This window comes from Skermania piniformis (genome assembly GCF_019285775.1).
GTDB classification, from domain to species: Bacteria; Actinomycetota; Actinomycetes; order Mycobacteriales; family Mycobacteriaceae; genus Skermania; species Skermania pinensis.
Map to the genome: position 1 here is coordinate 572,764 of NZ_CP079105.1, position 16,829 is coordinate 589,592.

Sequence of the window (16,829 nt, forward strand, 5' to 3'; positions counted from 1 at the left end):
TCCGGATCCGGCCGATAACCAACTACGGGTCTGCGACAGTGTAGGGAACCACAAAGGAGTGTCCGTGACTACACGCAAAAGCATCGTCGGCGCATTAGTGCGTCGCAAGCAAGCAGTCAGCTACTCCGATCGGTCGCTGTGCACGCCGCAGACCGCACCGGAGGTGCGGCTGGTGCCGACCAGTGACGGTGCCGCGCTACGAGTGCACATCTACGGTGCTGCGGACGCGCCGACGGTGGTGTTATCGCACGGCTGGACCTGCAGCATCGAGTTCTGGTACCCGCAGATCAATGCGCTGGCGGAACGCTTCCGGGTGGTCGCCTACGACCAGCGCGGCCACGGCGGTAGCTCCGTCGGCCGCCGCCGGTTCGGCAGTGACGTGCTGGCCGACGACTTCGCAGCGGTCCTGGCCGCGACGGTGCCGCCGGGTAAGCGGGCGGTGTTGGTCGGGCACAGCATGGGCGGGATGACCATCATGGCCTGGGCCGGGCGCTACCCGGAACAGGTGCGGGAGCGCGCCGCCGGGGCGGTGCTGGCCAACACCGGTTGCGATCGGCTGGTCGCCGAGACCACGGCGGTGCCGTTCCTGCCCGGGGCCGGTGCGGTCCGTCGCGCGGCCGGACACGCGTTGAGCGCGCCGGTGCCGCTCCCGCGGGTTCGAGGCGTCACCGACGCGTTGCGGTTCGTTGCGATGTCGCCGACCGCGACCCGGGAACAGGTCGAGTTCTGCGTGCGCATCGTCGTGGCCTGCAGTGGCCGGATTCGTGGTCGCTGGGGCACCGCGCTGCACCGGATCGACCTGGGCGACGCGGTGACCAACCTCGCCGTGCCGACGGTCGTGTTCGGCGGCGGCCGGGACCGGATGACGCCGGCAGTGCATTCCGAGCGTCTTGCCGATGCGTTGCGCGGTGCCGGCCACCTGGATCGACTGTTACTCGTGCCGACCAGCGGACACATGGGCCCGGTAGAGGCCGCCGATCAGCTCAATGCGGAGATCAGCCGACTTGCCGAGGCGCCGCCGGCGCGGCGGCTGCGCGCTGTCGCCGGCTGAACCGGGACCGGCACTCGCGGGTCGGGCGATCTCGACACGCCGTGAGCACGCGTTTCGGTATTCCATCCACGCTGTACCCGCGGCTATCCTGTGACCCGGATCACCGGGAGGTCGTATGCCGTTCAGACGTATTGCCGTTTCGATAGCTACGGTGGCTCTCGGCTGCGGCCTGGTTTCGGGTTGCGGGTCCGATAGCGGCACGCCGACGCTGAACTGGTACGTGAACCCGGACGGCGTCGAGACGCTGACCGAGCTCGCGGAGCAGTGCTCCACCGCCGACTATCGAATTGCCATCCAGTTGTTGCCGTCGGCCGCGACCGATCAGCGCACCCAGCTCGCCCGTCGACTCGCTGCGGAAGACTCGTCGACCGATCTGATGAGCCTCGATCCGGTGTTCGTCGCCGAGTTCGCCAACGCGGGCTGGCTGCTTCGGATGCCCGACGACGTTGCGGCGGAAGTGTCCGGCGGTGACGTGCTGGCCGGCGCTGCGCAGACGGTCACCTGGAACGACGGGGTGTACGCGATACCGCAATGGGCGAACACCCAGGTGCTCTGGTACCGAAAGTCGTTGGCGCGCGCGGCCGGACTGGACCTGACCAAGCCGGTCACCTGGGACCAGCTGATCGACGGCGCAGCCAAGGCCGACGGCACGGTCGGCGTGCAGGCAAACAAGTACGAGGCGTACGTCGTCTGGATCAATGCGTTACTGCAAGGCGCGGGCGGCGAAATCGTCTCGGACACCGAGGCCGGGCGCGACGCGAAAGTGGAGATCGATTCCGACGCCGGTCGGAGCACGGCGCAGATCATTCGCAAGTTGGCTGATTCGCCCGCGGCGCAACCGGATCTCACCGTATCCAACGAGGGCACGACGTTGCCCTACATGTTCGGCGACGGCAGCCCGGGTGAATTCATGGTCAACTGGACTTTCGTCTACGGCAACTACAAGGGCGAGGTCGGTGATTCGATCACTCAGGCCGATTTCGACGATCTGGCCTGGGCTCGCTACCCGCAGACAGTGGCCGGGCAGCAGTCCAAGCCGCCGATCGGTGGGATCGACATCGGTGTCGGCGCGTACACCCGGCACCCGGAGTTCGCGCAGGCGGCCGCGCGCTGCGTGACCACCAACGAAGCGCAGACCGCGCTCGCGGTGCAGTCCGGACTGATGCCGTCCCGCAGCTCCGCCTATGCCGCACCCGATCTGGTGAACGCCTATCCCAAGGACCTGCTCGACCTGTTCCGCACCAGCATCGACCAAGGTGGGCCCCGGCCGAAAAGCGCGTACTACGCGATGATCTCCGGTGCGGTGCAGGCTCGGTGGCATCCGCCCACGACGGTCGATCCCGGCCGTACACCGGCCGAGTCGGCGCAGTTCTTGTCCGATGTGCTGCAAGGAAAGGCCCTGCTGTGACCGCCGTCGCTCCTGCCGCCTCGTCCGCGCCGCCGGAGCTCAGCGACCGCGTGAAAGCGGAGAACCGGCTGGGTCGCAATCTGGTCTTGCCGGCGATCGTGGTCATGCTGGTCGTCACTGCATTTCCGATGCTGCGAGCGTTGTACCTGTCGCTGTTCGACTACTCGCTGACCTCGCCGGCCGATCGGCATTTCGTCGGGCTGAGCAACTACGGCACCGCGTTGACCGACCCGCTGTTCTGGCGGGACACCGTGGTCACGGTGATCTACATGGTGGTCACCGTGGCAATCGAGCTGGTGATCGGTTTCGCCTTCGCGATGGTGATGCACCGAGTGATCTTCGCGCGCGGGGTAATTCGGACTGCCATCCTCATCCCGTACGGGATCATCACGGTGGTATCGGGTTTCGCCTGGCAGTTCGCGTTCAGCCAGAACAACGGCTTCGTGAATCTGTGGCTGCCGTTCGTCGACGACACGTTCAACTGGTTCGGCGAGACCGTGCCGGCGATGGTCGCGATCATGGTCTCCGAGATCTGGAAGACCACACCGTTCATGTCGCTGCTACTGCTGGCCGGTCTGGCGCAGGTATCCGAGGACATGGTGGAGGCGGCGAAGGTCGACGGGGCGACGTGGTGGCAGCGGTTGACCAAGGTGATCCTGCCGAACATGCGCGCAGCGATCATGGTGGCGATCCTGTTCCGCGCGTTGGACGCCTACCGAATCTTCGACAACATTTTCGTGATGACCAACGGCGCAGTGAACACCGAGTCCATCTCGTTTCTCACCTACCGGCAGACGATCGAGCAGTTCCAGCTGGGCATCGGTTCGGCATTGTCGGTGTTGCTGTTCTTGTCGGTCTTGCTGGTCGCCTGGTTGATCGTGAAGCTGTTCCGGGTGGATCTGGCCGCGGCTCGGCAGGAGGGATAGCAGATGTCCGCTCAGTCCAAACGCCTGCTCGGTCGAATCGGGACCGTCGTCGGTGTCCTGATCGTGCTGGTCTGGTGCCTGTTGCCGGTGGTCTGGATCGTCTCGCTGTCGTTCAAGTCGCAGGAATCGGTCACCAACGGCAGTCCGGGATTTCTGCCGGAGCCCGGTGGCAACGCAGGCTGGCAGAACTACATCGACGTCTGGAACAACGAACAGTTTCGGCGCGCCATCTTCAACTCGATCGGGATCAGCCTGATCGCGACCGTGCTGTCGGTGATCCTGGCGACGTTTGCGGCCTATGCGATCGCTCGACTGGAATTCCGGGGTAAGAAGCTGGTGCTGTCGATCGCACTGGCGATCGCCATGTTCCCGGTGGTGTCGCTGATCGGGCCCTTGTTCGACATGTGGCGGGCCATCCATCTGTACGACACCTGGCCCGGTCTGATCATCCCGTACATGTCGTTCACCCTGCCGCTGGCGATCTGGACGCTGTCGGCCTTCTTCCGCGAGATCCCGTGGGAGATGGAGCAGGCCGCGCAGGTGGACGGTGCCACGTCGTGGCAGGCGTTTCGCAAGGTGATCGTGCCGTTGGCGGCGCCGGGCGTGTTCACCGCGGCGATCCTGACGTTCTTCTTCGCGTGGAACGATTTCGCGTTCGGGATCTCGCTCACCTCCACCGAGCGCGCCCGACCCATCCCGGCGTCGTTGTCGTTCTTCGTCGGTGCCGACCCGTTCAACCGACCGGCGTCGTTGTTGGCCGCCGGCGCCGTCATCTCGACGATTCCGATCGTCATCATCGTCCTGCTGTTCCAACGCAAGATCGTCGCCGGCCTGACCTCCGGCGCAGTGAAGGGGTGATCGCCGGTGGCCGCCATCTCGATGCGCAACATCGTCAAGAAGTACGGTGACGGCTTCCCTGCGGTGAACGACGTCAGCATCGATGTCGCCGACGGGGAGTTCATGATCCTGGTCGGCCCGTCCGGCTGTGGGAAGTCCACTCTGCTGCGGATGATCGTCGGGCTGGAGGACATCACGTCCGGTGACATGATCATCGGCGATCGTCGGGTGAACGACCTCGCTCCGCGAGATCGCAACTTGGCCATGGTGTTCCAGAACTATGCGCTCTATCCGCACCTCACCGTGTACGAGAACATCGCGTTCCCGCTACGTCTGGCCGGGGTGGACAACGCGACCGTCGATCAGAAGGTCCGAGCGGCGTCGAAGACGCTGGAGCTGGACGAACATCTCCAGCGCAAGCCGGGCAACCTGTCCGGCGGGCAGCGGCAGCGCGTTGCGATGGGGCGCGCGATCGTGCGGGACGCCGACGTCTTCTTGTTCGACGAGCCGTTGTCGAATCTGGACGCCAAGTTGCGTGGCCAGATGCGGACCGAGATCGCCCGGTTGCAGAAGCGATTGGGCATCACCACCGTGTATGTGACGCACGATCAGACCGAGGCGATGACCCTGGGGCATCGGGTCGCCGTCCTCAAACGGGGTGTGTTGCAACAGTTGGCCACCCCACGTGAACTGTACGAGCAGCCGGGCAATCTCTTCGTCGCCGGTTTCATCGGGTCGCCGCCGATGAACTTCTTGCCGGCGACGGTCGACGGCGATCAGGTGCAGCTGCCGTTCGGCACGGTGAAGATCCCGTCGGAACGAGCTCGGCTGTTGGCCGATTCCGGCCACCGGGAGGGAGTGCTGATCGCCGGTATCCGGCCGGAGTACTTCGAGGACGCGTCGTTGGTCGAGCCGGCCAAGTACGGCAGCGGCTCCACCTTCGATGCCAAGGTGGACGTGGTGGAGTGGCTCGGCAACGAGACCTATGCCTATATTCCGTTCGAGGCTCCGCCGGAGGTGACCGAACAGCTGGAACAGCTGGAACGCGACCTGGACGGCGACTCGATGCGCACCCAGTTGGTGATCAACCTGGATGGGGCGAGCAAGGTCGAGGAAGGCGATCAGGCGAAGATCTGGGTGGATTCGCGCAAGATCCACCTGTTCGACCCGGCGACCGGTCGTAACCTCACGCTCGACGCGGCCCACGCCGGTCGGGTGCCGTCGCTGACGGATGCTCCGTCTGCCTGATCACCGGGGATCTGCCTGACCATCGGCTTTGTTCCGACCACCACTGTGTCGGTGCCTCGTGAGACCGTTCCGGGGAACCCGAAAGGGTGACCGGTAGTCGGGGCAGACGGGTCGAGGTGGGCGATGACGAGTGCGATTCCGGAGTTGATTCCGGCGCGAATGCTCAACGAGTACGTGTACTGCCCGCGGTTGTTCTACCTCGAGTGGGTCGACGGTCGTTGGGCCGACAGCCACGACACCGAGGACGGCAAGTTCGTCCATCGGGTGGTCGATCGCCGCAGTGGTGACCTTCCAGCGCCGGATCACCCGCCGCTGGATCAGTCGCCGCCGGCCCGGGCCACATCACTGCGTCTCGAGTCGCCCCGGCTCGGCCTGGTCGCGGTGCTCGACCGAGTCGAAGACGGCGGTGACGGCACCGTCGTCCCGGTCGACGTGAAGAAGGGACGTCCGTCGGCGGCGGGCAATCCGTGGTCCGCCGACGTGGTACAGCTCTACGCGCAGGCCGCGTTGCTACACGACTCGGGATATCGGGTCACCCACGGGGTGCTGTACTACGCCGAGACGCATCAGCGACTTCGGCTGCCGATCGGTGAGGTCGAGCGGGCTGTCGCCGTGGAGTTCGCAGCCGAGGCGCGGACGGTGGCGGCGCAGGACAAGCCGCCGTTGCCGCTGGTAGCGAGCAAGAAATGTCCGGGTTGCTCGCTGTTGGGGTTGTGCCTGCCGGACGAGACCAACGCTTTGCTCGCTCGCGCCGAGACGCGGCCGCGCACCATCGTCCCGCGCGACCCGGACCATCGTCCGGTCTACGTGACGACGCCGGGTGCGACCGTCGGGATTCGTGGCGGGCGGCTGCGAGTGGTCCAGCTGGGTAGCCGGCCGTCCGAGTGCCGGCTGATCGACGTGGCGCAATTATGCGTGTACGGAAACGTCCAGATCAGCACGCAGGTGCTGGCACAACTCTGGGCGCGGGGCGTGCCGGTGTTGTGGTTCAGCTATCACGGTTGGCTGCGCGGCTGGGCACAAGGGGAGATGTCGAAGTACGTGCAATTGCGGCGGAGCCAGCTGGCTGCGGAAGGGCCGCCCGCGTTGGCGATCGCTCGCCGGATGATAGCCGGCAAGATTCGGAACAGCAGGACCATCTTGCGCCGCAACAGTAAGAACGGCGCTGTGCCGAAGCTCGAGGCTTTGCAGGAATTGGCACGCAAAGCCGAGCAGGCGGCGTCGGCGGCCGAGTTGTTGGGAATAGAAGGCGCCGCCGCCCGGCTGTACTTCGAGAATTTTCCGGCGTTGATCGCCGAGTCGGGGCGGGCATTTGCAGACGAGTTCCAAGAGAACGGCCGCAAACGCCGGCCGGCGCCCGACCCGATCAATGCGTTGCTCGGGTACGTGTACGCCCTGCTGGTCAAAGATCTGGTCGCGGTCTGCCTCGGCGTCGGTCTCGATCCGTACATCGGGGTCTACCACCGGCCGCGATACGGGCGGCCCGCCTTGGCGTTGGATCTCATGGAGGAGTTCCGGCCACTACTGGCCGACTCGACGGTGATCGGCATGATCAACAACGGCGAGGTGACCGTCGGCGACTTCGAGCGGCGCAGCGGCGGATGCTGGCTCACCCTGCAGGGGCGCCGGAAGGTGATCGCAGCCTACGAGCGGCGGATCGACACCCGGGTCACACATCCGGTCTTCAAGTACCGCATCTCGTATCGGCGGGTTCTCGACGTCCAGGCACGAATCGCCGCAGGCGTCATGACGGGCGAGCTGACGCAGTACGTTCCGATGGAAACGAGGTAGCAGAATGGCCAGACGCAGGCATCTCATCGCCTACGACATCAGCGATCCGACTCGTCTTCGGCGAGTCTGCAAGGTGATGGAGGCGTACGGCGAGCGGCTGCAGTACTCGGTGTTCTTGTGCGACCTTTCGCCGCTGGAGCGCTCGCAATGGCGAACCGACATCCACGACCAGATGAATTACGGTGAAGACTCGGTCGTGATTATCGATATGGGGCCGCTGCACAGCTGCGCCGAAGTGACCACCCTCGGAGTGCCGAGACGATTGCCGGCTCCCGGATCGCTGGTCCTGTAGGTTCGACCAGTGGGTGCCCCAGCCTTCACCATGGGAGCGCTCGCATGCAGGTCACGTTGGTCATTGACACCTCGATAGTGGATAGTTTGCGTTATCGACGATATATCGACAACAGACCTCTCGCGAGTCGCTCCTATCTGCGCTGTTCACATGCGGTATATTTCAAGAGCCCTGATCTCCGTCTATATGGCGGAGCAACATTGAAGCCGGGGCGGCCGGGTCGGCGTGCGTCGCGACCATCGAACTGATCTCCGTCTATATGGCGGAGCAACATTGAAGCCGCAACTGCCCGGCGACCGCCCGTGCGGTCCGCCTCGACTGATCTCCGTCTATATGGCGGAGCAACATTGAAGCCTGGCACGTCTGCGCACCGCGCTTGCTCTGCCCGCCGCTGATCTCCGTCTATATGGCGGAGCAACATTGAAGCTAGGTGATCGCGACGCCGCGGCGGATCGCGGTGCCACTGATCTCCGTCTATATGGCGGAGCAACATTGAAGCGTAGGTGCCGCCGTCGGCGAGCGCACGGGCTCGGTACTCCGCTGATCTCCGTCTATATGGCGGAGCAACATTGAAGCCGGCGGCCGTCACGACTCGCGCGTTGATGTCGGTCAACCTGATCTCCGTCTATATGGCGGAGCAACATTGAAGCCCCACGACGGCGCGGTCGAGCTCTCGGACAGTCGTGCACTGATCTCCGTCTATATGGCGGAGCAACATTGAAGCCGTTGCGGGCGACGAGATACCTTCCCACACGATGTACAGCTGATCTCCGTCTATATGGCGGAGCAACATTGAAGCTGGGGCGGTCTGGGGGCGTTTTGGGGTGGGTAGCTGATCTCCGTCTATATGGCGGAGCAACATTGAAGCATCTGGCCCGGTGTCACCGACATCGGCGGATATCGGCAACTGATCTCCGTCTATATGGCGGAGCAACATTGAAGCCCTTCTTGGTGGCGCACCACAGCGCCAGATCGAGCAGCGGCTGATCTCCGTCTATATGGCGGAGCAACATTGAAGCGTTCGACGAGGGCGGCGTAGCCAGCGGGGTAGGCTGATCTCCGTCTATATGGCGGAGCAACATTGAAGCCGGAGGTGATCGATGCCGAGTCGAGCAAGGAATTGCTGATCTCCGTCTATATGGCGGAGCAACATTGAAGCGGTAACAAGCTTGCCGACCAGTTGTTCGCGTTCGTTCGCGCTGATCTCCGTCTATATGGCGGAGCAACATTGAAGCTAGTAGGTGCGGATCGGGACCACGTCCCGCTTGCACGGCTGATCTCCGTCTATATGGCGGAGCAACATTGAAGCAAAATCGATGACTATTTTTCGGAGCGCTACGAGAGCAGCTGATCTCCGTCTATATGGCGGAGCAACATTGAAGCACAACCGCGGTCGCCGGTAATCTAACGGTGCTGACCAACTGATCTCCGTCTATATGGCGGAGCAACATTGAAGCCCTCGGGGCCACAACCACCGCCTCCTTTACTTATGGGGCTGATCTCCGTCTATATGGCGGAGCAACATTGAAGCTCAGCCAGGCTGATACCGGCGTCAATGTGTCTCCTGCCTGATCTCCGTCTATATGGCGGAGCAACATTGAAGCCTGGCGGCGTCCCTGGTGGCGTTGTTCCCGGCGGTACTGATCTCCGTCTATATGGCGGAGCAACATTGAAGCCGGAAGGTCGGCCTGTCCGGGCGGGACGCCATGGGCCTGATCTGATCTCCGTCTATATGGCGGAGCAACATTGAAGCGAACGCTTGCCGGGCGGTATTTGCCACGGAGACAACTGATCTCCGTCTATATGGCGGAGCAACATTGAAGCCCGCACCCGCCGCTACATAGGCCTCGATGTCTTCGCGGCTGATCTCCGTCTATATGGCGGAGCAACATTGAAGCCCAAAGTGTGGATTTCGCCGGCCGGGTCGGTGATGATCGCTGATCTCCGTCTATATGGCGGAGCAACATTGAAGCTCCCTCAGCGGTGTTCGCGACGAGCTTGAACTCTTTCGACTGATCTCCGTCTATATGGCGGAGCAACATTGAAGCCCCGGGTCGGGGGATTCGGCGACGAGCTGGGCAGACTGATCTCCGTCTATATGGCGGAGCAACATTGAAGCGGCGGCGGACGGTGAGGCGTGATCCACGGGCGCCGCAGCCTGCTGATCTCCGTCTATATGGCGGAGCAACATTGAAGCGAGCGTTACGACGCGGCGCTGGCCGGGACGGCCCGCCTCCTGATCTCCGTCTATATGGCGGAGCAACATTGAAGCGCTGCCGACCACCGTGCGCAGGATCTCCCCGGACATGGCTGATCTCCGTCTATATGGCGGAGCAACATTGAAGCTTTGCCGGAGTTCGATTCTCCGGGGTAGCACAGGGCCTGATCTCCGTCTATATGGCGGAGCAACATTGAAGCTCGTAGGCGCTCACGGTTGAGAAATCATGGCAGGTCACCTGATCTCCGTCTATATGGCGGAGCAACATTGAAGCAGGTGGAAGTCCGCGAACGCCAACCAGTCTGACAGGGTGCTGATCTCCGTCTATATGGCGGAGCAACATTGAAGCGTTGATCCGCGACGCGACGGCGACATAAGGCTCGACCTCCTGATCTCCGTCTATATGGCGGAGCAACATTGAAGCGGGTGCCGGTACAGATATTGCTATCTGCATACCGAGCTGATCTCCGTCTATATGGCGGAGCAACATTGAAGCGACGTCGTCGATGGGACGGCGTTCGTCGCGCTCGACTCCGCTGATCTCCGTCTATATGGCGGAGCAACATTGAAGCCGCGGTAGCCAGATCTTCGGCGGCCCGGGCCACCGCCTGATCTCCGTCTATATGGCGGAGCAACATTGAAGCCGGTCCACCACGCGAGGGCATCTCGAAGTACTCGGCTGATCTCCGTCTATATGGCGGAGCAACATTGAAGCAGGGAGATCCCGCCGTCGGCGTTGCGGCCGTGGATGTCTGATCTCCGTCTATATGGCGGAGCAACATTGAAGCGTTGGCGGCGGCCCGGGTCCTTGTTCGGGCCGCCGCCTGCGGCTGATCTCCGTCTATATGGCGGAGCAACATTGAAGCGCATATTCGGTGATGCCGGACGATTACACCGCGCACTGATCTCCGTCTATATGGCGGAGCAACATTGAAGCCGGTGACTCCGAATTGCCGGGCGAAGTACGCCACAGGTCTGATCTCCGTCTATATGGCGGAGCAACATTGAAGCCGGAGGTGTCCGCATGATCCGCTGCATCTCATCGGATACTGATCTCCGTCTATATGGCGGAGCAACATTGAAGCGCCGGCCGGGGGTGGCGACGATCGACCACATACGCAGCGCTGATCTCCGTCTATATGGCGGAGCAACATTGAAGCCCTTGCCATGCCCCGCCAAGCCGCGCCCGGCCCGGCCCTGATCTCCGTCTATATGGCGGAGCAACATTGAAGCGCACCCACGGGAGAAACTCCCGCTGACTCCTCCGCGACTGATCTCCGTCTATATGGCGGAGCAACATTGAAGCTTCGAGGGTCCGTTGAGCTATCCATGCCGCCCATTGTTCTGATCTCCGTCTATATGGCGGAGCAACATTGAAGCGTCGTGTTGCCACCCGGTGGAGGGGCGGAGGTCGGTGACTGATCTCCGTCTATATGGCGGAGCAACATTGAAGCCTTGGTGCAGAACTCGGGGTTCTGCGCCCCCAGCTTCACCTGATCTCCGTCTATATGGCGGAGCAACATTGAAGCCGGCTGGTCGCCTCCGACCTCGACCCCATCACCGGCCTGATCTCCGTCTATATGGCGGAGCAACATTGAAGCGCGATTGGAGCAGTCCGCGGCCCAGCTACTCGCCTGGCGCCTGATCTCCGTCTATATGGCGGAGCAACATTGAAGCGGGGGGTGGGATCACCTGGCAGTGATGGTGTGGCCGGTCTGATCTCCGTCTATATGGCGGAGCAACATTGAAGCGCCGCGCTGGCCAGCGCGGTGCCGAAGTACCTCGCCAGCTGATCTCCGTCTATATGGCGGAGCAACATTGAAGCTTGAACCGCGATCCGACGACGGTCCACAGCACGCCGGACCTGATCTCCGTCTATATGGCGGAGCAACATTGAAGCATCATTTCGCCGGGCACCGCCGCGACGATGGGGAGCTGATCTCCGTCTATATGGCGGAGCAACATTGAAGCTAGGGTGGAGCTGCCGGGAATCGAACCCGGCGGATTCGAGCTGATCTCCGTCTATGGCCGAGCAACATTGAAGCGGTGCCGACCGCGACGTCAGGGGAACCCCGATCGTCGTCGGCGCCCGAGGTGCTGCGCCGGAGTAGGAGCTGTCTGCGGCCCGGTCAGCTACACCGAGACTCGAAGATGCGTAGGTCGATCGCGTCGGCCATCGCCTGATACCCGGCGGCGTTCGGGTGTAGCTTGTCCGGCCCGGCGTAGCTCGGCGCGAGGGTGTCCGGCGCTGCCGGGTCACGCAGCGCTGCGTCGAAGTCGATCACGGTGTCCGACCGGCGCTGGTCGCGGATCCAGGCGTTGACTCGCTGTCGAACCGGTTCGGCGTAGGGCAGGGTGAGCGCGCCGTCGAGTAGGGCGCCGCCGGTCGGCAGGATCGTGGCCAGATGTACTCGCAGGCCGGCGGCGTGCAGTCGGTCGATCAGCGCGTTGTAGGCGGCGACGACCTGGTCGTAGTCCGCCCCGATCGGGATGCCGAGATCGTTGATGCCCTCGGCCACGATCACATCCGTCACTCCGGCCTTGTCGATCGCGTCGGCCTGGATTCGGGCGACCGCGTTCGGCCCGAACTGCGGAATGAAGCCGTCTCGAGTGACCCGGTTGCCCGATATCCCCGCGTTCAGGACGGTGAACGGCTTGCCGGCGGCGTCGATCCGGCGCTGCAGAAAGTCGGGATATCGGACATTCCGATCGACCACGGAGACGTCTTGCGGCGTGCCGAGATAGTTCGCCGCGACGTATCCGTCGGTGATCGAGTCGCCGAGGGCAACGATGCTGCCGACGTTGCCCGGCGCCGTGACATCGAGTCCGGCTACCAACGGAACCGAACTCGTACGGAGCGACAGTGCCGAACCACTGGGATCGTCGACCTGGTCGCCGGTGAACGGCAGGCTGTAATAACTGGTCGCGTTCGCATTGAAATGCTGGGTGGGCAGTACGCCCACGCCGGGTACATGTACACCGACGGCCAACGGCTCGAAGGCGTCGAAGGCGAGCTCGATCGCGTCGCTCACGACGTCCCCGCCCGCCGGGATCGTGACGCCGCGATTGCCGCCGAAAGTTACCTCACGCAGCGAATCCGCTTGTACGGCAGCACCAGCGGATTGCTTCCCGAGCGTGACGTGCCCGATGTCGATGGGTATCGGCCGAGCCCGGTTCGTCAGGTGCACGCGTACCGTCGAGCCGCCGCGGTGTGGGGTGAGGATAAGCCGGTAGGTCTGATCGGCGACCGAAGCCTGCGGTACCAGTGAGGGGTCGGACGTGCTCAGGGAATCCGTGGGCGCAGCCATCCAACTGCCGACCCAATGGGTTGCACCGCAATCGGCTGCGTTCGTCGGCGTCGCCGTGGCTACCGACGGGTAGCTCAACATCAGCGTCGTGCATACGCCGACCATCCACCTCTGCACAGCTACAAGCTCCTGACCTCATCGTCGGCCTTCGTCGTTCATTCCACCGGATTTGTCGAGGTGAACGGAGAACGGGTTCGGCGCGGCAAAGGCTATATCGCAACAGGTCGCGGCGGGTGCGGTTCACAACGTTCTCGCGGGCGGTTGGGTCGAGGATGGTCGGCCGACCCGACCCGGCGCATACCGAAGGTCGGCGGTAACCCCATCTTCACGTCCGGCTCGCCGAAAAGGCACCGAAAAGCTTCTGTCGACCTGCTTCGGTCCGGTCGAGATCGCTGCGCGCACAATGTAGTCGGGTCGGATATCCGCTGATGTCGTAGAGTTGTCGAGTTCATGCCGGACTGCGGGACGGGAGGCGCGTGTACGACGTGAATGCGCTGACTCCGGATGAACTGATTGCGACGACGTGGGTCGAGCTGTTTCCCTGGCTCGATGACTACGTATCCGATCGAGCGGTGCCGCTCGAGCGGCTCGCCGAACCGTCGGATTGGTGGCTTGCCGACACTCCTGCGGTGACCGGCGCCGAAGCGGACCTGGAGAAAATTCTCGCAGAATTGGCCGACCTGTACGTCGTCGATCAGAAGGCGCGAACGTTCGCCGAAGCATTCCCCATGGTCGACGCTGCATTACCGGTCACCGCCTTGCGACTGGAACCGGTCGCGCTGACCGCGGTCCGACGGCGCTGCCCGGGCTACTCCATCGCGCCGTTGCTCGACCTGACCGCGGGCGAGTTGTTCGTGGTGCGGGGGATCGGCGAGCAGACGGTGACCGAGATCGTGTTCGGTCTGCTGTTGGTCAGCGTGCTTCGATCGCCGGCTGCGGGCGCGCCGAGCGACCCGGACTCGCCCGCGGTGCTGGACCAGATCGGTATCGATCTGGCCGCCCTGGCCCACTGGCAACAACGGCGGGGCGAGCGACACCGTCCGCTGATCGAGGTGCACCTCGACGACGAACCGCCTGCGGAGGTGCAGGATGTGGTCCGCCGGATCACGGCGATCACGGCGGCCGACTTCCCGGACTACGATCCCGGCGACCCGGTCGCGGAGCTGGAACGGTTGATCGCCGGATTCGACGAGCCGCGCGCGGAGGTCCTCCGGGGCCGGCTGATGGCCGAACCGCCGGAGCGGATCGGTGCGGTCGCGATCCGGCTACACCTGTCGAAAGGGCGGGTGCGTAGCCTCGAGTCGGAGATCAAGCAGCGTTTTCTGCGAACCTGCGATTTCGGTACCGCCGCCGGAGCGCTGCTGGCGAGTATCCGGGCCGACATGCGGCCGGTCGCCCATCTGGACCGCCTGATCAGCGCGCATCCGGTGCTCGCCGCGCCGGTGCCGTCGGTGGGTGTGCCGCTGTGGTTTGCCCTGGACCGGTTCGACGACATCTTCGAGGTGACCGACGACTGGGCCGCGGCGCCCAACGTGTCCGCGGCCCGGCTGCGGACCGCCGAGGTACTGGTCGACTTGACCGACGACGACGGCACGGTCCAGCCGGACGAGCTTGCCGGGGTGTTCGCCATGCCGGTGGTCGAACTGCGTCGTTGGTTGAGCTGGTGCGAGCTGCCGGCGGGGGACGAAGTGGTGCTCGCCGGCGCACGGGCAGCCGGGTCGAGCCGTGGAACGAAACCGCGCGCGGCCACGGCGCCCGCGCGGACCCGCGGACTGTACCGCTATCCCGGCGGGTGGCGATATCGGCTCACCGTCACTCCGGATCACTTGCGCGGGTTCGGCTTCGCCGTATCCTCCGGGGTGGCCGACGCGTTCGGCTGCGCCCCGGGCACATCCCGCACCCTGACCAGCCGGCTCGGTCCGCAGGTGGTCCGCTACACCGGTCCGCAGCCGACCTGCGGGACGATCAGTCGTTTTCTGCGTGAGCTCGGCTCGGTCGCGGGCGATGTGGTTTTTCTCGAGGTCGCCGACGACGACCGGTTCGACGTGTTGCTGCCGGCGGCCGACCCGGGAACCCAGCTGGGCGCGGCCCTGGTCGCCATCGGGCATCGGGCGCCGGACTGCGCGCCGGCGGATGCGGTCGGACAACTGGCCGCCGCGGTCGGCCTGCCCGGCGAAACGCGCCCCCGCACCATCCTGTCCGCCTACCGGGACCGGGCCGCCGACCCCGTCATCGACCACCTCGAACGGGCCTGGCTGCCGCACGGAGATCGATGACCAGCACCACCTCGGCCGGCCTCACCTCGGCCGGTCCCACCTCCGACACGGCGCAGGTGGCCGCCGCGTTGGGGCTGCACCACACGTTGAACACCGCGATGGCCGATCTCGTGGACAACGCCGTCGACGCCGGTGCCGGCCAGGTACTTGTGCGGTTCATGTCGGCCGATGGGGTGATCGAGGGTATCCGGATCATCGACGACGGCGCCGGTATGACCCCGGACGAGCTCGACGCGGCGATGGCGTACCGGCGTCGCTCCGGCTACCGCGACACCGACTTGGGGCATTTCGGGGTCGGGCTGAAGGCCGCATCGTTCAGTCAGGCGGATACCCTCGTGGTGTGGAGCTCGACCGCCCGGTCGGCTCCGGCCGGTCGTCGGTTGCAGCGGGCGGCGCCGACCGAGATATCCACCGAGGACACGGCTTCGGCTGCCGAGCAGTGGTCGAATGCGCACCCGCGGTTCCCGATGGCCACCGGGACGGTGGTCGAGTGGCGGCGGCTGCGTGGCGCGTTGACCATGGTCGCCGCGGACGAACGGGACGCGTGGCTCGAAACCGTGATCACCGAAGTCCGGGCCCACCTCGGCGTGGTATTCCACCGGCGGATCGCCGCCGGTTTCCGGATCACCCTGGACGTGTACGACGTCGGCGCGCGCCGGGCCGGACCGCAACGCGCCGTCGCGGCCATCGATCCGTTCGGTTATCCCAGATCGGGGCACCCGGACTATCCCCAGCCGCGTGCGGTGGCGGTGGGCACCCGCACGCTGGCGGTGACGCTGCACCTGTGGCCGGCGCGCAGCTCGCTGCCCCAGTTCCGGATCGGCGGAGCACCCGGCCGGGACCTGCAGGGACTGTATGTGTATCGCAACGATCGACTTTTGCAGATCGGTGGATGGAACGAGTTGATCCGCGGTCGAACAGAATTCGGCCTTGCTCGGGTCGCGCTGGAGTTACCGTCGGACCTGCTCGGGCAGATCGTGATCAATCCGGAGAAGGCCGGTGTCACCCTCGACGCGACTGCCGCTCAGGCCTTGCGGACCGCGCTCGGCGCCGCTGCGGGTCCGGCCTCCCCACCGGCCGGCTACCTGGCGGATGCGGTAACGCTGATGCGGGCGGCGCGCAGCACCCGGCCCCGTCCGATCACCCTGGTCGAGCCGGAATCCGGCTTGCCGGAGGACGTGTTGGACGAGATCGCCGACGTGGTCGACTTCACCGGCGACGCCGACCCGGTGCGGATCGGCTGGCGGGCGCTGGCGCGCGATGCGTTCTTCGAGGTCGACCTGACCGGCCGCACGCTTTGGCTGAACGCTCGTTATCGGCGGATCCTGGTCGGCGGTCGCAGCGTGGACAATACCGACCTTCCGGTCGTGCGGGCATTGCTGTTCCTGTTGACTCAGGAGATGTTTGCCGGAGTTCGACACAGCCGTCGGAGCGGGAGACCATGCGCGCCTGGCAGGCGATTCTGATCGCGGCC

At 64.6% G+C, this 16,829-nt stretch carries 10 protein-coding genes and 1 CRISPR repeat array; of the genes, 9 read left to right on the top strand and 1 reads right to left on the bottom strand.

What is annotated here, in order from left to right:
* The first annotated feature begins 64 nt into the window (after nucleotides 1-64).
* The 7 genes from KV203_RS02590 to cas2 all read left to right on the top strand — a co-directional run bounded on the left by KV203_RS02590 (nucleotide 65) and on the right by cas2 (nucleotide 7,553).
* A complete protein-coding gene (locus KV203_RS02590; RefSeq protein ID WP_246600487.1) occupies nucleotides 65-1,051 on the top strand; it encodes an alpha/beta fold hydrolase in 987 nt (328 codons plus the stop codon).
* 151 nt (nucleotides 1,052-1,202) lie between these two features.
* Complete coding sequence (locus KV203_RS02595) at nucleotides 1,203-2,459, top strand: extracellular solute-binding protein (protein WP_066466830.1); 1,257 nt, start codon at nucleotides 1,203-1,205, stop codon at nucleotides 2,457-2,459.
* Nucleotides 2,456-3,385 carry a carbohydrate ABC transporter permease gene (locus KV203_RS02600; protein ID WP_066466829.1) on the top strand — a complete coding sequence of 310 codons (930 nt, stop codon included), beginning with the start codon at nucleotides 2,456-2,458 and terminating at the stop codon, nucleotides 3,383-3,385. The genes KV203_RS02595 and KV203_RS02600 overlap by 4 nt, the downstream gene beginning before the upstream one ends.
* Before the next feature lie 3 nt (nucleotides 3,386-3,388).
* Nucleotides 3,389-4,243, top strand: coding sequence for a carbohydrate ABC transporter permease (locus tag KV203_RS02605; RefSeq protein ID WP_066466828.1), 855 nt, complete (start codon nucleotides 3,389-3,391; stop codon nucleotides 4,241-4,243).
* A 6-nt stretch (nucleotides 4,244-4,249) separates the two neighbouring features.
* Nucleotides 4,250-5,470, top strand: a complete 1,221-nt coding sequence (locus tag KV203_RS02610) for an ABC transporter ATP-binding protein (RefSeq protein ID WP_066466827.1) — start codon at nucleotides 4,250-4,252, stop codon at nucleotides 5,468-5,470.
* Nucleotides 5,471-5,593: 123 nt separating this feature from the next.
* Entirely contained in the window at nucleotides 5,594-7,261 is a 1,668-nt protein-coding gene (locus KV203_RS02615) for a CRISPR-associated endonuclease Cas4/Cas1 (RefSeq protein ID WP_066466826.1), read from the top strand.
* A 4-nt stretch (nucleotides 7,262-7,265) separates the two neighbouring features.
* Nucleotides 7,266-7,553 (top strand): CRISPR-associated endonuclease Cas2, encoded by a 288-nt coding sequence (gene cas2, locus KV203_RS02620; RefSeq protein WP_066466825.1) that lies wholly within the window; start codon nucleotides 7,266-7,268, stop codon nucleotides 7,551-7,553.
* A 171-nt stretch (nucleotides 7,554-7,724) separates the two neighbouring features.
* Nucleotides 7,725-11,742: direct repeats of the CRISPR family, unit length 36 nt; unit sequence CTGATCTCCGTCTATATGGCGGAGCAACATTGAAGC.
* 158 nt (nucleotides 11,743-11,900) lie between these two features.
* Here cas2 and KV203_RS02625 read toward each other — a convergent pair.
* The gene (locus KV203_RS02625) at nucleotides 11,901-13,079 is read right to left on the bottom strand and encodes a GDSL-type esterase/lipase family protein (RefSeq protein ID WP_066467134.1); all 1,179 of its coding nucleotides are present in this window, start codon (nucleotides 13,077-13,079) and stop codon (nucleotides 11,901-11,903) included.
* A gap of 476 nt (nucleotides 13,080-13,555) precedes the next feature.
* Between KV203_RS02625 and KV203_RS02630 the strand changes: the two genes are divergently transcribed.
* Together KV203_RS02630 and KV203_RS02635 are read left to right on the top strand one after the other, a co-directional pair.
* Nucleotides 13,556-15,355 (top strand): hypothetical protein, encoded by a 1,800-nt coding sequence (locus KV203_RS02630; protein WP_066466824.1) that lies wholly within the window; start codon nucleotides 13,556-13,558, stop codon nucleotides 15,353-15,355.
* Complete coding sequence (locus KV203_RS02635) at nucleotides 15,352-16,821, top strand: ATP-binding protein (protein ID WP_246600496.1); 1,470 nt, start codon at nucleotides 15,352-15,354, stop codon at nucleotides 16,819-16,821. The genes KV203_RS02630 and KV203_RS02635 overlap by 4 nt, the downstream gene beginning before the upstream one ends.
* Nucleotides 16,822-16,829: the final 8 nt, after the last annotated feature.